Origin of the sequence: Caballeronia sp. GAFFF1, assembly GCF_023630705.1 — a bacterium.
Taxonomy (GTDB): Bacteria; Pseudomonadota; Gammaproteobacteria; order Burkholderiales; family Burkholderiaceae; genus Caballeronia.
Map to the genome: position 1 here is coordinate 430378 of NZ_JALQEM010000041.1, position 17014 is coordinate 447391.

Consider the following 17014-nt stretch of genomic DNA (forward strand, 5'->3'; position numbering starts at 1 on the left):
TTCATTCCCGGTTATACCGGCAGCTTGCGTTGATAGTTGATGTTGAGTACCGACAGCACCTGGAACACGGCCACCGCAACGAAGAACATCAACGCGAGGAAATACGAGCCCGTCGTCTGCACGATATAGCCGATGAAGATCGGCACGAAGATGCCCGCGATATTGCCCACGAAGTTCATGATGCCGTTGAGCGTGCCGGTGCGCGCACGCGTCGCGAGCATCGCGGGCGTCGCCCAGTTGCAGCCGCCGTTCCAGCGCAGGAAGAACAGCGCGACGCACAGCAGCGTCACGACCAGGAACGGTGTCTTCACGAAGGCGACGCCGAGCATCGACAACGCGACGGCCGCCGCGCCGATAATCATCATCGAGCGATACACGACGTTCGCGCCCGCGCCCGACGCCTTCCACTTGTCGGCGAGCTGACCGCCAAGCACTTCGCCCACGAAGCCGCAGAAGAAGATCAGGAACGTCGCGCCACCCAGCGACTTCAGATCGAAGCCGTGGACCTTGAAGAGATACGTCGGCAGCCAGGTCATCAGCCCGAAGAAAATCAGGTTGGTGCAGGTATGGCTCAGGCACATGCCCCACACGGACCGGTACGCGAAGAAGCGAAACAGCGATCCGCCCGCCGCGACCTTCGGCTCGTTCGCGTCTTCCTCGGCGTGCGCGCGCTCGATGTACGCGGCCTCTTCCTCGCTGATCGACGGATGCTCGCGCGGCGTATTGCGGATATACCACCACGCCCACACGCCGCACAGTATCGTGCCGACGCCCGCGACCACGAAGGCTGCGCGCCAGGAGCCGAGCACCGTCATCAGCGTTGCCACGACGATTGCGCCGACGCCCGAACCGAGCGCGCTGCCGCCATCCAGCAGCGCCGCGCCGCGCGTCTTTTCGTTCTGCGTGAGCCACAGCGCATTCAGCTTGCCGCCGCCCGGATAGATCGGCGCTTCCGTCACGCCGAGGCCGAGGCGCGTCAACAGCAGCAGGAACCAGCCGGTACTGAGCGCGCCGAGCGCCTGAAAAAAGCCCCAGCCGACGGTGGCGACCGCGATCAGCGCGCGCGGCTTCAGGCGGTCCGCCAGCATGCCCGACGGGACCTGCATGAACAGATACGTCCAGAAAAAGGAGCTCAGGATGAGACCCTGCCGTTCCGGCGTCAGGCTGAACTCCTGCGAGATGGCGGGCATCGCGACCGAAAGCGCCGCACGGTCGATGTAGTTGATGGACACGAGCGTCAGCAGCAGAAGGAAAATCCTCCACCGCACATTCGTCATCTTCACGGCTTGCACACGACTACTGCTGGACACATCCATTGTCCGTCTCCTAACCAGTCTTATATTTCAGGCGAGCGGAATCGCTCGCTCGTCTTGCGTGAATGCTTCAGTGGCCCCAGCGCAGCACCAGCGGATCGAGCCGGCGCGCGACTTCGAGCAAGCCTTCGCGCGTCTTCGGATGCACGGACGCAAACGGGTGACGCACCGCGTCGGAGCCGATCACGCCGCCTTCCTTCATCAAGACCTTGCAGGCCGCGAGTCCGCACTGGCGGTTCTCGTAGTTGATGAGCGGAAGCCACTGCTGATACAGCAATGCCGCCTGTTCCTTGTCGCCGCTCACGTACGCATCGACGATCTTGCGGATGCCGTCCGGATAGCCGCCGCCTGTCATCGAGCCGGTCGCGCCCGCTTCGAGGTCGGGCATCAGCGTGATGGCTTCTTCGCCGTCCCACGGACCCACGACGCTGTCGCCGCCGAGTTCGATCAGCTCGCGCAGCTTCGAGGCTGCCTGCGCCGTTTCGATCTTGAAGTACGCGACGTTCTCGATCTCGCGCGCCATGCGTGCGAGAAACGGCGCGGACAGCGGCGTGCCCGCCACCGGCGCGTCCTGAATCATGATCGGAATGCCGATCGCATCCGACACCTTGCCGAAGAACTCGAAGATGCCCTTTTCGGTCACGCGGATGGTCGCGCCGTGATACGGCGGCATGATCATGACCATCGCCGCGCCCGCATCCTGCGCAGCGCGGCTGCGGCGCGCGCAAACGTCGGTGCTGAAATGCGTCGTCGTGACGATCACCGGCACGCGGCCGGCCACATGCTCCAGCACAACGCGCATCACCGTGTCGCGCTCGTCATCGGACAAAGCGAACTGCTCGGAGAAGTTGGCCAGAATGCACAGGCCGTTGGAACCGGCATCGATCATGAAATCGACGCAACGCTTCTGACCTTCGAGATCGAGTTGTCCCGACTCGTCGAAAATCGTAGGAACAACGGGAAAGACACCGCGGTATGAGGTCGTATTGTTCATAGTTAGGAATGCGATGGTTAAGGGTTGAGTACCGGATGTACCGGACTTCCATGCGCCTTCAGGTGATCGCGCCGATTTGCCAGGGCACGAATTCGTTCTGGCCGTAGCCGTGATTCTCGCTGCGGGTGCGCTCGCCCGATGCCGTGTCGAGCATCAGCTTGAAGAGGGCTTCGCCCATTTCCTCGATGCTCTTCTCGCCGCTCAGGATCGGGCCGCAGTTCAGGTCCATGTCTTCCTGCTGGCGGTTCCAGAGCGCGTCGTTCGTCGCGATCTTGAGCGAAGGCGACGGCGCGCAGCCGTAGGCCGAGCCGCGTCCCGTCGTGAAGCAGATGAGGTTCGCGCCGCCTGCGACCTGCCCTGTCGCGGAGATCGGGTCGTAGCCGGGCGTGTCCATGAACACAAGGCCCTTTGCGTCGACGCGTTGTGCGTATTCGTAGACTTCGACGAGATTCGTATTGCCCGCCTTCGCGATGCCGCCGAGCGACTTTTCGAGCACGGTCGTCAAGCCGCCGGCCTTGTTGCCCGCCGACGGATTGTTGTTCATCGCGGCGCGGTTGCGCGCGCAATAGTCTTCCCACCAGTGGATGCGCGCGACGAGCTGCTCGCCGACCTCGCGATTGATCGCGCGGCGCGTGAGCAGATGCTCCGCGCCGTAGATCTCGGGCGTTTCGGAGAGAATCGCCGTGCCGCCGTGCGCCACGAGCAAGTCCACGGCTGCGCCGAGCGCGGGATTCGCGGAGATGCCCGAATAGCCATCCGAGCCGCCGCATTGCAGTCCGACGATCAGGTGCGATGCCGGCACCGGCTGGCGCTCCACGCGGTTCGCGGAAGCCAGCATGCCCTTCACCACCTCGATGCCGTGCGCGACCGTCTTCGCGGTGCCGCCGGTTTCCTGAATACTGAACGTCTGCAGAAACGGCGCTTCGCTGAGGCCCTGCGTCTCCAGAATGCGCGAAATCTGGTTGGTCTCGCAACCGAGCCCGATCACGAGGACGCCCGCGAAGTTCGCGTGCGTCGCATAGCCGCCGAGCGTTCGCTGGAGCATCGCGAGCCCTTCGCCTTCGGGGTCCACCGCGCAGCCCGCGCCGTGCGTCAACGCGACGACGCCGTCCACGTTCGGATACGCTGCGAGGCTCTCGGGGTTCGTGTCGCGGCGAAAGTGGTCGGCAATCGCGCGGGCGACGGTCGCCGAGCAGTTGACCGAGGTGAGAATGCCGATGTAATTGCGCGTCGCCACGCGCCCGTCCGGACGCACGATGCCGTCGAACGTGGCGGGCGTCTGCGCGTGCTGCGTGGCGCGGGCGCTTGCGCTGAATGCGTAGTCGCGATCGAATTCGCCCATCGCGACGTTATGCGTGTGAACGTGTTCGCCCGGCGCAATGGCACGGCTCGCGAAGCCGATGATCTGGCCGTAGCGCCGCACCGCTTCGCCTTCATTGATGGCGCGCGTCGCGATCTTGTGGCCCGGCGGAATGAGTCCGGATACGGTGATGCCTTCGTCGGGGAGGCGCGCCCCGCCGACCAGTTGCTCTCGCGCGATGACTACGTCGTCGTCACGGTGCAGGCGAATAACGGGGGATCGCGGCCGGGCTTCGTCGAGCCGGCCAGTGATGTTCTGGCTTGCGTTCTGCATGATGTGAACCCGTTACGGGTTTCTCGAGTGTCGTCTCCGAGACCGACTATACGGTTGCCGGACGCGGCATGTATATTGAATTGTTTCCATCCCCCGATCACTTCTCCTACTTGCCCCGCGACTCGCCGATGAACACGGTCCAGATGCTGCTGTCGAGACTCAGAATGAAACAGCTTCAATTGCTGATTGCGCTCGACGAACACAAGTCGCTGCACAAGGCCGCGGCGGTGCTGGCCGTCACGCAGTCGGCCGCGAGCAAGGCGTTGCACGAACTGGAGGCGCTATTCGACACGCCCCTCTTCGAGCGCTCGGCGAGCGGCATGCTGCCGAATCAGTACGGGCATCGCGTGATTCAATACGCGCGGCTGCTGACCACGGATTTGACGCTTCTGTGTGAGGACATTGCGGAGATTCAGTCGGGGCGCGGCGGACGTCTTGCCATCGGCGCGATCATGGGCGCGATTCCGGCTGTCGTCGTGCCCGCGCTCGATGCCTTGCACGCGGACCAGCCGCATGTGTCCGTGGAAATCGTCGAGGACACGAGCGCGCGCATGCTGCTGCAACTCGACGAAGGCGTTCTCGACCTCGTGATCGGCAGATCGGCGGTCAGTGAACAGCCTTCGAAATATCGCTACTGGAAGCTCGCGGACGAGCCGCTCTCGGTGGTGGTCGGCTACCGGCACGCGACGAAGTCGCGCAGCCACATGGAGATGCGCGATCTCGCGCATTGCCGCTGGGTCACGTACCCGAGCCAGATGCCATTGCGGGAACTGCTGGAACGCGAGATGGACCTCGCGGGCGTGGCCATGCCCGCCAACACCATCTCGACGGCATCCACGTTCGTCACGGTCGCGCTGCTCAACCAGAGCAAGGACCTCGTGTCCGTGCTGCCCACCGATATCGCCAACTTCTTCGCGCAGCACAAGATGCTGCGCATTCTTCCGGTGACGTTGCGCTCGCCTTCGCAGACGTATGGCATCGTGACGCGCAAGACCGGCGTGCTCTCCCCGATGGCGGAACGGTTCATCGCGCTGCTGACTAGCCGAACGCGCGTTTCGAACGCCTCATACGACGGCGGGACCGGGGTTTGCTCGGCTCGTTCGGGCCACTGTAGAGAAGCCGAGGAGCCCCCGCCGTGACGCCCTTTGAGACAGCCATTCTTGTCCGACGCGAAGACCCGTGGTCGCTGGAAGCGCAGGCCCTGCTCGACGAACTGAGCGCCATGCTCGCCGTGTTCTCCGGCGACAGCGGGCAGAGCCGCTTTTCTCCGGAGGATGCGTGTTCGGCGCGCGGTGCATTCGTCGTCGCACGGACAACGCAGGGCCTCGCCCTCGGATGCGGCGCGTTCCAGCGCTTCGATTACGGGGTGGCCGAACTCAAGCGGATTTACAGCCGGCCGAATACGTGCGGCGTGGGCAAAGCGATTTTGTCGCAGCTCGAAGCGGATGCGGCCGCGGTCGGCTATCACACGCTGCTGCTCGAAACGCGCTCATTCAACCGGCGCGCCATTGCCTTCTATCAACGTAACGGCTTCACGCCGACGGGCCGCTACGGCATCTACGTTCATCAGCCCGACGCCTGCTGCTTCAAGAAAACCATCGGCGTCAAGGCTGATTAGTGCGCTACCTACGCGCCTCGCTTAGACGAGATTGATTTCGACTTCGATGTTGCCGCGCGTCGCTTTCGAATACGGGCAGGTTTCGTGAGCGGCATCGACGAGCGCGCGCGCCACGTCGGGTTGCACGCCGGGCAGGCTCACATTCAGGCGCGCGCCGAGCAAGTAGGCGTCGCCTGTCGTGCCGAGATCCACTTCCGCGTCCACGGACAAGTCAGGCGGCAGCGTCACCTTCAACTTGCGCGCCGCGAGCCCCATTGCGCCGATGAAGCACGCAGACCAGCCCGCCGCAAAGAGTTGCTCCGGGTTGGTGCCCTTGCCCGCGCTGCCGGGCGACGACAAGTCGATATCCAGGCGGCCGTCGGAGCTGCGCGCCGTGCCGTCGCGCCCGCCGGATGTGTGCGTCTTTGCCGTGTACAGCACCTTTTCGATCTTGGACATGATGTTTTCCTCAATGAATGGAAGGCCGCGGTTTAGATCGCATGCGATCTAATCGGTTGCGCCATACTGCTTGATGGTTTCGGCGGTGTCAATTGCTTTTGCGTAAGCCGGCAATAGCCGCCTCTTGTTCCTCCTGTTCCTCTTGTTCCCGATACGCAATAGTGTTTGTCCGTCGTGGGTGTTCGCGGCGCGGCGGCGCGCGCCTACAGTGAGCCTCCATCGGATCCGTCGATTCGAACGGCAAGACAGCCGACACTCCCACCAACAGAGGCTCATCATGAATGCAAGCAAAGTGGTCATCGTCACCGGCGCGTCGCAAGGCATTGGCGCCCAGACCGTGAAGGCTTTCCGCGAACGCGGCCATCGTGTCATTGCGACTTCGCGTTCCATCGGCGAATCAGCCGACGAAAATCTCATCACGATCGGAGGCGATATCGCCGATGCCGGCACGGCCGAGCGCATCGTCGCGACCGCCATCGAACGATTCGGGCGCATCGACACGCTGGTCAACAACGCGGGCATATTCATAGCCAAGCCGTTCACGCAGTACACGGCGAAGGACTACGCAGCGATCCAGCGCGTGAACGTGGACGGCTTCTTTCACATCACGCAGCGCGTCATCGCGCACATGCAGCAAGCAGGCAGCGGGCATATCGTCACTGTGACGACGAGTCTCGTCGATCACCCGATCAGCGGCGTGCCCTCGGTGCTCGCTTCGCTCACGAAAGGCGGCCTGAACGCGGCGACGAAATCGCTCGCCATCGAGTACGCTCGTTCGGGCGTGCGGGTGAACGCGGTATCGCCCGGCGTGATCAAATCGCCGATGCACCCCGAGCAGACGCACGCCGCGTTGTCGGCGCTGCATCCGGTCGGCCGCATGGGCGAGATGAGCGATGTCGTCAATGCAATCCTCTTTCTCGACGATGCCCCGTTCGTCACGGGCGAAATTCTGCACGTCGATGGCGGCCAGAGCGCGGGGCATTGAGTAGCCATTTCACGGGAGTCTGATATGCCTATCGTCACCATTCAGGTCACGCGCGAAGGGACGCAGCCCGGCGCGAATGCGATTACCGCCGACGAAAAGGCGCGGCTGATCGCGGGCGCGAGCCAGCTATTGCTCGACGTGTTGCACAAGCCGCTCGAAGCGACGTTCGTCGTGATAGAGGAAGTCGAGCTGGAGAACTGGGGCTGGGGCGGACTACCGGTGCAGGACTACCGCAAGAAGCTCGCGGACAAGGCCGGTTGACGCTTCACTGCGCCGCTCGATCGGCGCATGCGCGCGGCAGGTGTTCGAAGAGAAAGTCGACGAACACCCTGACGCGCGACGACAAGTGCCGCGCGTGCGGATAGAGCAGGATGAACGGACGCGTGGTGCGGTAGCCGGACAGCACTTCGATAAGACGTCCCGCGCGCAGGTCCTCTTCGACGATGAAGCGGTAAGTCTGAAAGAGGCCCGCGCCCGCTCGCGCAAGCGTGACGCCCGCGAGCGCGTCTCCCGACGAGCCATAGGCGCCTCGCGTGACGATATCGGTGTCGCCCGATGCATCGCGAAATGTCCAGGAGATATTGCGCCCGCTGCTCGGCCGCTCGAACTGAATGCACTCGTGCGTTGCAAGGTCGTCGGGCGACTCGGGCGCGCCCTTGCGCTTCAGATACGCGGGCGTCGCGACGACGACCATCTCCGCGTCTTCGAGCTTGCGGGCAATGAGCGAGGAATCTTCCGGCGCACGGCCGCGTATCGCGAGATCGAAGCCGTCTTCCGCAAACTCGATGTTGCGGTTGCTAAGATGCGTCTCGACGCTGACATCCGGATAGCGCTCGCGAAACGCAGGCAGAAGCGGCAACACGCGGTAATGCCCGTACGGCGTCGGCATGCTGATGCGCAGCACGCCCGCAGGCGTAGTTTGCTGACCGGTCACTTCGCGTTCGGCGTCGACCAGTTCGCCGAGCGCTTGCCGACACCGTTCGTAGTAGCGCCGGCCCGAATCGGTCAGACGAATTTGCCGTGTCGTGCGCACGAAAAGCCGTACGCCGAGGCGCTCTTCGAGCCGCGCGACCGACCGGCTCACCGCGGCCGGATTCACGCTCGCGGCATTCGCGGCGAGCGTGAAGCTCTCCAGCTCGGCAGCGAGGCAGAAGAGCTCGATACTGCCGAGCAGCAAGTCGTCGAACCTTCGTTGCATGCGTGCTCTTTCGGGTTGGCGCCGCCGTACGTCAGGCCGTTTCGTTGACCGAGCGGATGAGGTTCTCGCGCAGCGTGACGATCGCCTTCTGCACCTTCACGAATTCGGCGGCCTTGAGACCGGTGGCCGCGACGAGATCCATTTTGCCGCCCTTTTCGCGCAGTCGGCGGCCTTCCCTCGTCAGGCTCACGCGCACCTGGCGCTCGTCGGCGGGGTCGCGTTGTCTTTGGACGTAGCCCATCGCTTCGAGCTTCTTCAGGATCGGCGTCAGTGTGTTGGATTCGAGAAAGAGCTTCTCGCCGAGCCTTCCGACGGTCTGATCGTCTTCTTCCCAGAGCGCGATGATGGTGATGTATTGCGTGTAGGTCAGGCCGAGTTCTTCGAGAATGGGCTTGTACGCCTTGCCGAACGCGAGATTCGCCGAGTACACGGCAAAGCACAGAAAGTCAGACAACGACGGTGCGCAAGACGACGGTTCCGTCGATTTCATGATGCTCTCCGGGGCGAGACTTAGATAGGGCATTATAGATCGCGCGCGATGGAATCGCTTCCGTCGAATCTCGCATTGATCCCGCATTAACCTCGAACGAGACGGGGAATCCTGCGCAGCGGCTTTGTCTCGTGATACCGTACCTCCGTTCTTCGATCACACGAAGGACACGTTCTCGGGGCGGGGTGCAATTCCCCACCGGCGGTAATCGTCCCATGCGGACGTAGCCCGCGAGCTGCTCGGCCCGAATCATCGAAAGATGGCATGGGGCGATGTCGGCAGACCCGGTTGGATTCCGGGGCCGACGGTATAGTCCGGATGAAAGAGAACAGGACGGTGCGCGCGCCTTTTTCGGGAGGCGCGCGGCCGCCCTTCGCCCTGTTCACACAAACAGGCTGAAGTCCATGAACACATCCATTTTCAACGAATCACAGGCAGTACAGGCTGCGGGCGCTCGCCGTCCTCGCATTGCGTTCGTTCAGGCTTGCTGGCATCGCGATATCGTCGATCAGTGCAAGACGTCCTTTCTCCAGGCGATCGAAGAACAGGGCTATGCGCGCGACGACATCGATCTCTTCGAAGTCGCCGGCGCGTTCGAGATCCCGCTGCACGCAAAGCGGCTCGCGCAGAGCGGGCGTTATGCGGGCATCGTGGCGGCGGGATTGGTGGTCGATGGCGGCATCTACCGGCACGAATTCGTCGCGCAGGCCGTGATTAACGGGTTGATGCAGGTGCAGCTCGAAACGGGCACGCCCGTGTTTTCCGCCGTGCTTACGCCGCATCATTTCCATCACGGCGAGGAGCACGTCGGCTTCTTCCGCGATCATTTCCTGGTGAAAGGAAGAGAAGCCGCGCATGCGTGCGCGGATACCATTGGCAAGCTCAGCGCGCTGCCGGTTCTGTAAGCCTCAGCGAAGTCGCGGTCATGGGCGCTCGACCGTGACCGCTTTGCGGATGTGGCATCGGAAGACCGTTAGTTGCATCGAGACGGCGTAAGCAGAGGTTGCTTGCTTTCCGAAGCTATATTCTTGTCACGCGGGCGTAATTGGTCGATCGAACGCAGCTAATCCCACAAGCCCTTCGCGCACGCTTCTCTTCGCTTAAACCTGATGGCCCGACGCAACTCACCCTCTCCGTGGACGGACTCCGCGCGGCACAAGCGCAGCGGCCTATTGCGCGGCCTGTTCGCGCTGCGGCACTCGTGGAACGGCCTGGTCGTGACCTGGCGCGAGGAAAGCGCGTTTCGCCAGGAGGTTTGCGTGGCCGTCGTCCTGCTGCCAGTCGCGTTCATCGTGCCTGTGGCTGCGGCCGAGCGCGTGCTGCTGGCGGCGTCGGTGCTGCTTGTGTTGCTGGTCGAACTGATCAACTCGAGCATCGAGGCGGCCATCGATCGCATTTCGCTTGAACGTCATGAACTCTCGCGTCGGGCGAAGGATTGCGGCAGCGCGGCTGTCACTGTCGCGATCCTTATCTGCGTGCTGACGTGGGGCATCATCTGCGGGCCGATGGCGTGGCATTGGGCGCGCACGCTCACGTAAAGCGGCCGTACAGGTATCAGAACTCGACGAGCGCGAAGTCGTCTTTGCCGACGTCGCAGAGTGGACAGCGCCAGTCATCCGGCACGTCGCGCCAGCGCGTACCCGCTGGAATGCCGTGCTCGGGATCGCCCGCGGCTTCGTCGTAAATCCATCCGCATATCAGGCAGACCCATTGGGTGAACTTGGACGCCGCCGATTCGTGCGCGACGGGCCGGCCATCCGATTCGCGGGATTCGCCCTGCACGTCTTCGTCGAGCGAGACGATGAGCGGACCCGCCTGCGCATCGATGCCTTTCGCCAGGAACGCGCCGAGTTCGGCGTGCAGCCGCACGGCTTCCTGCGCAGTCAGATCGATCCAGAGCGGATCGCCTGCACCGTTGTTCAGCCGCGCCGATGAGAACTGCAATTCGAGCGCGGCGCCCTTCTTGTACATGCCTTCGGCCCTCGTGTTTATTCGCATACTTGCCGGAATTCAGATACCGTAGAGTATCCGAATGCTAACACGGATGCTTTCCGTCGCTGCCCTTACTTGCTAGCATCGGACGTTGGCAAATTTGACATCGAGAGGATTCGAACATGGCAAGGCTTTCGCGCGAGGAAACTCAGGCGCTCACGCGGCAGCGGTTACTGTCGGTGGCGAAAGAGCACTTTGCCCGCGATGGCTACTTGGCCGCCTCGCTCGACCGCATCGCCGACGAAGCCGGTTTCAGCAAGGGCGCGGTCTATTCGAATTTCGCGGGAAAGGACGAGCTCTTTCTCGGCGTGCTGGAAGAGCACGGGCGCGTAAGTCTCGATCAGATACTGGCCGATTTACAGGGCGCGCACAGCATCGAAAAGGCCATCGACCGTATCGCGGCGTGGGCCACGCGCAGTTCGCGGCTTGGCAACTGGCCGATGCTGATCCTCGAATACTCGCGCGCGACGAAGCCCGCGGACACCTTCCGCAAGTCGCAGGAGAAGGTGCTGCGCGCGCAGTGGAAGGCGCTCGGCGAGGTGCTGCTTGAGTTCGATCCCGAGCTCGACGTCAAGCCCGAAGTGCTCGGCGCGCTCGTGTTCGAGCTGACCTATGCGCCCGCGATGAGCTTCGTCAGCAAGCCCACATCGGGCGATTTGTTGCGCACTGCCCTGCGAGGTCTGTTCGGCACGCTGCGCGAGTCCGGTTGATCCGCGCTCACCATCCCTGCGAACCACCGGCATCGTGCTTCGTCACGGGCGAGGGCTTGCCGCTTTGCGCGCCGGAGGTCATCGCGCCGCCCATGTCGCGGCTCATGCCGCTTCCCTGGCCGCCCTTCGACACCGTGCCCGGCGACACGTTGGACGACCGCTGCGTACCGGACGCATCCGCCGATTGTCCTGCCGGCGTACCCGCGCCGCCCGACGTGCTGCCGCCCTGTCCGTTGTTCACGCAGCCGCCTCCGCCGCAGCCGAGTCCTCCGCCGGCCGCATGAACGTCGCCGGCTATTACGAGCATCGAGCCCAGGATGATGTTGCGTGTCGTTGCGTGCATGGCGACTCCTTTCTTCATCGAGGTTAATGCAGACGATGCAATCCACATGCCCCTCCGCCAGGCAGAGCCGGTCAGAGCGGCTTCGCCGCGGGACTGTGGATTGCTCTTTCGCCACGCCGACATCGCAACGTGAAGCAGGAGTCCTCATGCTCGCCTATCCGTCCCCGAAGCAATGGTCGCTCGCGCGGCGCGCGTCTTGTTCTCCGGCGTGCCTCGCGAGCGTCTGCGCGAGCCTCTCGATCATCCCGCTCGCCTTCGCAACCGCGATGCACGCGCTCAACGGCAGCGTCGTGTTCTACGGGTTAGCACTCCTGCACGCGGGCGTCATCTGGTCCTGCTTCTTCCGGCACGCAAGACACGCGCTGGACGGCGACATCGTGACCTTGCAGGGCCACACGCTCGTCATCGAATCGGCGCGCGGGCGCGACACGCATACGCGGCGAATCGATGCGCGCTGGGCGGTGCTTCTCGTCGCGCAGACAGGCGCGCGCACGCGATTGTCGCTGCGCTTCGCCGGTGAGACGCTGGAACTCGGACGGTTCGCGACGCAGAGCGGCCGTCTCCGCTTTCTCGCCGACTTTCAGCAGGTCGCGCGCTGCGAGATGAACGCACTGGCTCACTAGTCACCTAGCCATCACCAAGCACCCGGACTCACCGAATTTGCAGTCGAGCATCATGGACACCTCCCTCGTTTTATTGAAGGCGACCGCGGCCCCGGGAAAGCCCGGCCGCGTGACGCTGGCCGTAGCAAACCGGAGCGACGCGCGCATCGAAATCGTACGCAGCCTGTTCGAACTAAAGCGAACGTATCGCGACGCACGGCATGCGCTGCCGAGAGCGGGCTGGGGCTATACGGTCACCTCCGTCATCACGAAGGGCACGCTGCTCGACGCCAGCGCCGAGTGGTGGGCCTGGTTCCACGGCGATACGCGCACGACCTTCGGCGGCGCCATTCCCGCGCACGCCCCCGCGCCCGGGGAGCCACAGTTGTATCTCGCGGGGCGCATCTTTTATCGACGCACGAAAGGGGAACTGATGGAAACCGCGTTCTATCGCAGGCTCGACTATGCGGACATGTCGTTCAGCGGTATCGAACCGCTCGATGCCGCGCTCAACTACGCCGGCAGGGTGCTGATTCCGGGCGCGCTCGAAGCGCAGCATTAGGTTCGCGGCTCGCGCCGGCACGGCGAATGCAGTGGACAACTTCCAAGGCGGGCGTGGCGGCCCTAGAATCGAACTGCGCGCAGCGCGCCCACTTCACAGGACGAGAGAATGTCGAGCACACCGGACCACGAGGACGACGATGCACGCGACGCGATGACGCGTGAAGCCCTCGAACAGCGCATTCGCACGCTGGCCTATTACATGTGGGAGGCCGAAGGCCGGCAAGCCGGCCGGGCCGACGAGTACTATCACCGCGCGCGCGAGCAGCTGAACGCAGACAATCCGGATGCGGCTCGCGAACGCTCGGTCAATTCGAAGGGCAAGAGCAAGCCGCCCTCGTGAGCACGACGGCGGGCATCACAGGCTGCGTGCGTTCGTTCAGAGCGCAAGCGCCTCGTGTTCGTCGACCCACGCCATCGCGCGTTCGCGTGCGAAGGCGATCGCCTCGTTTTCATCGACGAAGGCGAGATGGAAGTCCATGTCGTGCGATTCGATGTCGTCGCCTTCGTTCGCCGGCGGCATATAGATACGCGCATTGCCGACGATGCTTCCGTCCTCGATGCTCGCCGACGTGTGAATCTTGCATGAACGATACTCGAATTCCATGGTGTGCCTCCGCGTGTGGGTGTGATGTTTGAAGGAGGGCACAGCATGTAGCGTGCCGCGCGCGGCGCTCGCACGTTCAAGACGAAAATCGGATAATGCGCGCCGGCGCGTCACAATCGACGACAACCGACCACAACCACACACAGCATCTATGCGTATTCCGCCGCTAAAGGCCATCGTCGCGTTCGAAAGCGTCGCGCGCACGAAAAGCGTGAATCGCGCGGCAGAGGAGATGGGCTTGTCGGCGTCGGCGGTGAGCCATCAGATCGCGAATCTGGAAAGCATCATCGGGCAGCCGCTCTTTCAGCGCTCCGGACGCGGCCTCGTGCTCACGCCCGCCGGCGAACGCTATCTGTCCGACGTCACCGGCCTGCTCGCGGACCTGAGCCGCGCGACCGAGCGCGCGTCGAGCCAGAAGGAAGTGGACATTCTGCGCGTGCATTCGAGCCCGAGCTTCGGGCTCATGTGGCTCTTGCCGCGCCTATCGTCGTTTCAGGAGGACAACGGCGACATCCAGCTCAACCTCGCGTGCTCGTACGAAAACGTGTCGTTCTCCAACGGCTATTACGACATCGACATTCGCCACGGCTACGGCAACTGGACCAATCTCGAAGTGCGGACCTTGCGCGGCGAATTCATCGCGCCGCTCGCCTCGCCGAAGTACCTCGAACGCCATCCGGTGAAGACGCCGGACGACCTGCTCTCGCATCGTCTGATCTATTCGGAGACGCCGCTCGTGCAGTGGAAGCAATGGTTCGGCAGAACCGGCGTTTCCGCGCCGCAGAAGACCTTCGACTTTTCGTTCGACCGCTCGTACATGTCGATCGAAACGGCGGCGCTCGGGCTCGGCATCGCGCTGGAAAGCCTGATGCTCGCGTCCGTCAAAATCAGCGAAGGCGTGCTCGTGCCGGTGTTCGACGCGAGCCACGCGGTCGAAGTCGGCGCGCATCACCTCGTCTATCCGAGCCAGAACGCCGACTTGCCGCGCGTCGAGCGGTTTCTCGCATGGATCGAACGCGAGGCCGCGCGCGACATCCAGCCCGCGCGCCAGCCTCGCCAGTAGCGCTTACGCCGACAGGGCGGGATCGCTCATGCTGTCGCAACCAGTCTCGACGTGCCCGGCGAAACGGCGCGCGAACGTGCTGTCCGTATCCACCGTCACGCGCACGTCGTACCACCCGTGCGACGCGCGCAGGTCCAGATACAACTGCGCGGTCTCGCCGCCCGCCACGCGCCGCTTCACGGTCTTCGAAGGCTCGTAGTCGTTCGTCACGCTGAACGTGCACGGCCCGCTGCCGTTGTTCTTCAGGCGCAATTGCAGATTGCCGTTCGCGACATCGTAGCCTTCGGCAACTTCGGGCAACGCCTCTTCGCGCGACCACCAGCTATGCGATGCCGCCGCCTTGCCCGCCACCCGGCGCAGGAACCCGTTCGGCCCGTGCACGACAAAGTCGTAGCTGCCGTCGGCGTTCGTCGCGACGTGATCGGCGAGGCGCTTGTTGGCCTCCACCGTGTAGGTGCGCGGCGCATCGGTGCTGCCCTGCCGATACAGCAGGAACACCGCGCCCGCCGCGCCCGTGTTCACGAAGTCGAACGCCACCGTGCGCTGGCTCGCGTTTGCGTGCGTGCGCACGAAGAGCTCGTACGGCAGCGCGCGCGCGGGACGAACGCCCGGTTCCTGCTTCGGCATCGCGCCGACGACGGGCGGCACCGGCACGTAGTCGGGATGACGCGCCTTGTCGGGCGGCGCGTACGACGACGTGCCGGGCAGCGTCGGCATGCCGCGATTCGGGTTGCGGAAGTCGAACGCGGAGGTCAGATCGCCGCAAACGGCGCGGCGCCACGGCGTGATGTTCGGCTCGGGAAGCCCGTGCGACGCGCCGAAGCGCTTTTGAATGAAGCGGATGACCGACGTGTGATCGAACGTTTCGGAGCACACCCAGCCGCCGCGCGACCACGGTGACACGACGATCATCGGCACGCGCGCGCCGAGGCCGTACGGACCCGCCGCGTACTTCTGGCTGCCGGGGAAAATTTCGAGGCTGGTATCGACGGTCGAGAGGCCGTTCGCGCTCGATGTCGGCGGAAACGGCGGCACGATGTGATCGAAGAAGCCGTCGTTCTCGTCGTAGTTGATGAGGAGCGCCGTCTTGCTCCAGATGTCCGGGTTGGAAGTGAGCACCTGCAACACCTGATCGACGTACCACGCGCCGTAGTTTGCCGGCCAGTTCGGATGCTCGGAATACGCTTCCGGCGCGACGATCCACGAAACCTGCGGCAGCGTGCCTGCCTGCACGTCCTGCCTGAGCTTGGTGAAGTAGTCTTCGCCCGCCGCGGCGTTGGTGCCGCGACGCGCCTTCTCGTAGAGCGGGCTGCCCGGCTGCGCGTTCTGATACTGCGTGAAGTAGAGCAGCGAGTTGTCGCCGTAATTGCCGATGTACGGGTCCTGCGTCCAGCCCCACGAGCCCTTCGCGTCGAGCCCGGTGCCGACGTCCTGATAGATCTTCCACGAGATGCCTGCGCGCTCCAGCACTTCGGGGAACGTGGACCAGCCATAGCCCGCTTCCGCGTTATCGACGACCGGACCGCCGCCCTTTCCGTTATTGCCCACGTAGCCGGTCCACATGTAGTAGCGGTTCGGATCGGTCGACGTGTTGGTCGAGCAGTGGTATGCGTCGCAGATCGTGAAGGCGTCGGCGAGCTGATAGTGGAACGGGATGTCGTCGCGCTTCAGGTACGCCATCGTCGTCGTGCCCTTGAACGGCACCCATTGATCGTAGCGGCCGCCGTTAAACGCGCCCTGGCCGCTCACCCAGTCGTGCGGCAGGTCTTGCAGGAACTGCATCCCGAGGTTGGATGCGCCCGGATGAAACGGCAGCACGTCGCCCGCGCCGGCGGCAATCGGCTGGTGATACACGGTGTTGCCGTTCGCGAGCCGCACGGCGCGGGTATCGCCGAAGCCGCGCACGCCGCGCAGCGTGCCGAAGTAGTGATCGAAGGAGCGGTTTTCCTGCATCAGCACGACAATGTGCTCGATATCCTCCATCGAACCGTGACGGTTGTTCGCGGGAATGGCGAGCGCCTGGCGAATGCCGAGAGGAACGATATTGAGTGCGGTGGCCGCGCCAGCGGTCTGCATGGCCGCGCGCAGGAATTCACGTCTGTTCTGGATTGTCATCCGTGTGCCTGGGAAGAGAGGGGAAGGCGTCAGTCGACCGTGTGTATGACCGGCGGCGCGAGCGCATCGGACGATGCCTGCGCGGAGACGGCTTGCGCGGATAGCGCTTGCGACGGACGGGGCGTGCCAGTGGACGTGGCCGAAATCGCCCAGTTCTCCAGTTCGCTCGTTCCCGCCGTCGCGGCATCCGCTTGCGCGCTCGCGCGCGCCGGTGCGGCCGCAGCAGGGTCGGCTGCCGTTTCGCTATTGCTGTTGCTATTGCTGTCGCTGTTGCAGCCGCCAACGGTTGCGCACGCGAATACGGCGATGCCCACCGCTACGTGGCGGCGTCTTTCGGCTCTCTTCATGCGTC

The 17014-nt window shown here is 63.9% G+C and carries 22 protein-coding genes and 1 riboswitch; of the genes, 11 read left to right on the forward strand and 11 right to left on the reverse strand.

The window, feature by feature from the left end:
- Positions 1 to 11: 11 nt before the first annotated feature.
- The 3 genes from NCR37_RS27275 to NCR37_RS27285 form a co-directional block, all read right to left on the reverse strand.
- Positions 12 to 1316, reverse strand: coding sequence for an MFS transporter (locus NCR37_RS27275; RefSeq protein WP_250475917.1), 1305 nt, complete (start codon positions 1314 to 1316; stop codon positions 12 to 14).
- 67 nt (positions 1317 to 1383) lie between these two features.
- Positions 1384 to 2307, reverse strand: coding sequence for a dihydrodipicolinate synthase family protein (locus NCR37_RS27280; protein ID WP_250475918.1), 924 nt, complete (start codon positions 2305 to 2307; stop codon positions 1384 to 1386).
- Between the two features lie 58 nt (positions 2308 to 2365).
- Positions 2366 to 3940, reverse strand: a complete 1575-nt coding sequence (locus NCR37_RS27285; protein WP_250475919.1) for a UxaA family hydrolase — start codon at positions 3938 to 3940, stop codon at positions 2366 to 2368.
- Positions 3941 to 4104: 164 nt separating this feature from the next.
- Between NCR37_RS27285 and NCR37_RS27290 the strand changes: the two genes are divergently transcribed.
- On the forward strand, positions 4105 to 5079 hold the full coding sequence (locus NCR37_RS27290; RefSeq protein WP_250475920.1) for a LysR family transcriptional regulator: 975 nt from the start codon (positions 4105 to 4107) through the stop codon (positions 5077 to 5079).
- 83 nt (positions 5080 to 5162) lie between these two features.
- Positions 5163 to 5558, forward strand: a complete 396-nt coding sequence (locus tag NCR37_RS27295) for a GNAT family N-acetyltransferase (RefSeq protein WP_250475921.1) — start codon at positions 5163 to 5165, stop codon at positions 5556 to 5558.
- A 21-nt stretch (positions 5559 to 5579) separates the two neighbouring features.
- On the opposite strand, the gene NCR37_RS27300 is transcribed toward NCR37_RS27295, so the two are convergent.
- Entirely contained in the window at positions 5580 to 5996 is a 417-nt protein-coding gene (locus tag NCR37_RS27300) for an organic hydroperoxide resistance protein (RefSeq protein WP_250475922.1), read from the reverse strand.
- 277 nt (positions 5997 to 6273) lie between these two features.
- Here NCR37_RS27300 and NCR37_RS27305 point away from each other — a divergent pair, with 277 nt between their 5' ends.
- Together NCR37_RS27305 and NCR37_RS27310 are read left to right on the forward strand one after the other, a co-directional pair.
- On the forward strand, positions 6274 to 6981 hold the full coding sequence (locus NCR37_RS27305; RefSeq protein ID WP_250475923.1) for an SDR family NAD(P)-dependent oxidoreductase: 708 nt from the start codon (positions 6274 to 6276) through the stop codon (positions 6979 to 6981).
- A gap of 24 nt (positions 6982 to 7005) precedes the next feature.
- Complete coding sequence (locus NCR37_RS27310; protein ID WP_250475924.1) at positions 7006 to 7242, forward strand: tautomerase family protein; 237 nt, start codon at positions 7006 to 7008, stop codon at positions 7240 to 7242.
- Positions 7243 to 7246: 4 nt separating this feature from the next.
- On the opposite strand, the gene NCR37_RS27315 is transcribed toward NCR37_RS27310, so the two are convergent.
- Both NCR37_RS27315 and NCR37_RS27320 read right to left on the reverse strand, forming a co-directional pair.
- Positions 7247 to 8179 (reverse strand): LysR family transcriptional regulator, encoded by a 933-nt coding sequence (locus NCR37_RS27315; RefSeq protein ID WP_250475925.1) that lies wholly within the window; start codon positions 8177 to 8179, stop codon positions 7247 to 7249.
- Positions 8180 to 8210: 31 nt separating this feature from the next.
- A complete protein-coding gene (locus NCR37_RS27320; protein ID WP_250475926.1) occupies positions 8211 to 8669 on the reverse strand; it encodes a MarR family winged helix-turn-helix transcriptional regulator in 459 nt (152 codons plus the stop codon).
- Positions 8670 to 8836: 167 nt separating this feature from the next.
- A riboswitch (FMN riboswitch) is annotated at positions 8837 to 9003 on the forward strand.
- Positions 9004 to 9073: 70 nt separating this feature from the next.
- Here NCR37_RS27320 and NCR37_RS27325 point away from each other — a divergent pair.
- Positions 9074 to 9574 (forward strand): 6,7-dimethyl-8-ribityllumazine synthase, encoded by a 501-nt coding sequence (locus NCR37_RS27325; protein ID WP_250475927.1) that lies wholly within the window; start codon positions 9074 to 9076, stop codon positions 9572 to 9574.
- A 204-nt stretch (positions 9575 to 9778) separates the two neighbouring features.
- Complete coding sequence (locus NCR37_RS27330) at positions 9779 to 10207, forward strand: diacylglycerol kinase (protein WP_250475928.1); 429 nt, start codon at positions 9779 to 9781, stop codon at positions 10205 to 10207.
- A gap of 16 nt (positions 10208 to 10223) precedes the next feature.
- Here the strand turns inward: NCR37_RS27330 and NCR37_RS28460 are convergent, their stop codons facing one another.
- Positions 10224 to 10640, reverse strand: coding sequence for a rubredoxin (locus tag NCR37_RS28460; RefSeq protein ID WP_284507039.1), 417 nt, complete (start codon positions 10638 to 10640; stop codon positions 10224 to 10226).
- A 143-nt stretch (positions 10641 to 10783) separates the two neighbouring features.
- Here NCR37_RS28460 and NCR37_RS27340 point away from each other — a divergent pair, with 143 nt between their 5' ends.
- Complete coding sequence (locus tag NCR37_RS27340) at positions 10784 to 11371, forward strand: TetR/AcrR family transcriptional regulator (RefSeq protein ID WP_250475929.1); 588 nt, start codon at positions 10784 to 10786, stop codon at positions 11369 to 11371.
- 7 nt (positions 11372 to 11378) lie between these two features.
- Here NCR37_RS27340 and NCR37_RS27345 read toward each other — a convergent pair whose 3' ends face one another.
- Positions 11379 to 11714 (reverse strand): hypothetical protein, encoded by a 336-nt coding sequence (locus NCR37_RS27345; protein ID WP_250475930.1) that lies wholly within the window; start codon positions 11712 to 11714, stop codon positions 11379 to 11381.
- A gap of 146 nt (positions 11715 to 11860) precedes the next feature.
- On the opposite strand from NCR37_RS27345, the gene NCR37_RS27350 reads away from it, so the two are divergent.
- The 3 genes from NCR37_RS27350 to NCR37_RS27360 all read left to right on the forward strand — a co-directional run bounded on the left by NCR37_RS27350 (position 11861) and on the right by NCR37_RS27360 (position 13220).
- On the forward strand, positions 11861 to 12337 hold the full coding sequence (locus NCR37_RS27350) for a DUF2244 domain-containing protein (RefSeq protein ID WP_250475931.1): 477 nt from the start codon (positions 11861 to 11863) through the stop codon (positions 12335 to 12337).
- 52 nt (positions 12338 to 12389) lie between these two features.
- On the forward strand, positions 12390 to 12878 hold the full coding sequence (locus NCR37_RS27355) for a hypothetical protein (protein ID WP_250475932.1): 489 nt from the start codon (positions 12390 to 12392) through the stop codon (positions 12876 to 12878).
- A 108-nt stretch (positions 12879 to 12986) separates the two neighbouring features.
- Positions 12987 to 13220 carry a DUF2934 domain-containing protein gene (locus NCR37_RS27360; protein ID WP_250475934.1) on the forward strand — a complete coding sequence of 78 codons (234 nt, stop codon included), beginning with the start codon at positions 12987 to 12989 and terminating at the stop codon, positions 13218 to 13220.
- A 36-nt stretch (positions 13221 to 13256) separates the two neighbouring features.
- Here the strand turns inward: NCR37_RS27360 and NCR37_RS27365 are convergent, their stop codons facing one another.
- Entirely contained in the window at positions 13257 to 13484 is a 228-nt protein-coding gene (locus tag NCR37_RS27365; protein WP_250475935.1) for a hypothetical protein, read from the reverse strand.
- 151 nt (positions 13485 to 13635) lie between these two features.
- On the opposite strand from NCR37_RS27365, the gene NCR37_RS27370 reads away from it, so the two are divergent.
- Entirely contained in the window at positions 13636 to 14547 is a 912-nt protein-coding gene (locus NCR37_RS27370; protein WP_250475936.1) for a LysR substrate-binding domain-containing protein, read from the forward strand.
- Positions 14548 to 14550: 3 nt separating this feature from the next.
- Here the strand turns inward: NCR37_RS27370 and NCR37_RS27375 are convergent, their stop codons facing one another.
- Together NCR37_RS27375 and NCR37_RS27380 are read right to left on the reverse strand one after the other, a co-directional pair.
- Positions 14551 to 16662, reverse strand: a complete 2112-nt coding sequence (locus tag NCR37_RS27375; protein WP_250475937.1) for a phosphocholine-specific phospholipase C — start codon at positions 16660 to 16662, stop codon at positions 14551 to 14553.
- Positions 16663 to 16691: 29 nt separating this feature from the next.
- A complete protein-coding gene (locus tag NCR37_RS27380) occupies positions 16692 to 17009 on the reverse strand; it encodes a hypothetical protein (RefSeq protein WP_250475938.1) in 318 nt (105 codons plus the stop codon).
- Between the last annotated feature and the right edge of the window lie 5 nt (positions 17010 to 17014).

Bases quoted from the DNA above. Each gene is read 5' to 3' on its own strand.
- NCR37_RS27275 (WP_250475917.1), bottom strand. From the start codon at position 1,316: ATGGATGTGTCCAGCAGTAGTCGTGTGCAAGCCGTGAAGATGACGAAT.
- NCR37_RS27280 (WP_250475918.1), bottom strand. From the start codon at position 2,307: ATGAACAATACGACCTCATACCGCGGTGTCTTTCCCGTTGTTCCTACG.
- NCR37_RS27285 (WP_250475919.1), bottom strand. From the start codon at position 3,940: ATGCAGAACGCAAGCCAGAACATCACTGGCCGGCTCGACGAAGCCCGG.
- NCR37_RS27290 (WP_250475920.1), top strand. From the start codon at position 4,105: ATGAAACAGCTTCAATTGCTGATTGCGCTCGACGAACACAAGTCGCTG.
- NCR37_RS27295 (WP_250475921.1), top strand. From the start codon at position 5,163: ATGCTCGCCGTGTTCTCCGGCGACAGCGGGCAGAGCCGCTTTTCTCCG.
- NCR37_RS27300 (WP_250475922.1), bottom strand. From the start codon at position 5,996: ATGTCCAAGATCGAAAAGGTGCTGTACACGGCAAAGACGCACACATCC.
- NCR37_RS27305 (WP_250475923.1), top strand. From the start codon at position 6,274: ATGAATGCAAGCAAAGTGGTCATCGTCACCGGCGCGTCGCAAGGCATT.
- NCR37_RS27310 (WP_250475924.1), top strand. From the start codon at position 7,006: ATGCCTATCGTCACCATTCAGGTCACGCGCGAAGGGACGCAGCCCGGC.
- NCR37_RS27315 (WP_250475925.1), bottom strand. From the start codon at position 8,179: ATGCAACGAAGGTTCGACGACTTGCTGCTCGGCAGTATCGAGCTCTTC.
- NCR37_RS27320 (WP_250475926.1), bottom strand. From the start codon at position 8,669: ATGAAATCGACGGAACCGTCGTCTTGCGCACCGTCGTTGTCTGACTTT.
- NCR37_RS27325 (WP_250475927.1), top strand. From the start codon at position 9,074: ATGAACACATCCATTTTCAACGAATCACAGGCAGTACAGGCTGCGGGC.
- NCR37_RS27330 (WP_250475928.1), top strand. From the start codon at position 9,779: ATGGCCCGACGCAACTCACCCTCTCCGTGGACGGACTCCGCGCGGCAC.
- NCR37_RS28460 (WP_284507039.1), bottom strand. From the start codon at position 10,640: ATGTACAAGAAGGGCGCCGCGCTCGAATTGCAGTTCTCATCGGCGCGG.
- NCR37_RS27340 (WP_250475929.1), top strand. From the start codon at position 10,784: ATGGCAAGGCTTTCGCGCGAGGAAACTCAGGCGCTCACGCGGCAGCGG.
- NCR37_RS27345 (WP_250475930.1), bottom strand. From the start codon at position 11,714: ATGCACGCAACGACACGCAACATCATCCTGGGCTCGATGCTCGTAATA.
- NCR37_RS27350 (WP_250475931.1), top strand. From the start codon at position 11,861: ATGCTCGCCTATCCGTCCCCGAAGCAATGGTCGCTCGCGCGGCGCGCG.
- NCR37_RS27355 (WP_250475932.1), top strand. From the start codon at position 12,390: ATGGACACCTCCCTCGTTTTATTGAAGGCGACCGCGGCCCCGGGAAAG.
- NCR37_RS27360 (WP_250475934.1), top strand. From the start codon at position 12,987: ATGTCGAGCACACCGGACCACGAGGACGACGATGCACGCGACGCGATG.
- NCR37_RS27365 (WP_250475935.1), bottom strand. From the start codon at position 13,484: ATGGAATTCGAGTATCGTTCATGCAAGATTCACACGTCGGCGAGCATC.
- NCR37_RS27370 (WP_250475936.1), top strand. From the start codon at position 13,636: ATGCGTATTCCGCCGCTAAAGGCCATCGTCGCGTTCGAAAGCGTCGCG.
- NCR37_RS27375 (WP_250475937.1), bottom strand. From the start codon at position 16,662: ATGACAATCCAGAACAGACGTGAATTCCTGCGCGCGGCCATGCAGACC.
- NCR37_RS27380 (WP_250475938.1), bottom strand. From the start codon at position 17,009: ATGAAGAGAGCCGAAAGACGCCGCCACGTAGCGGTGGGCATCGCCGTA.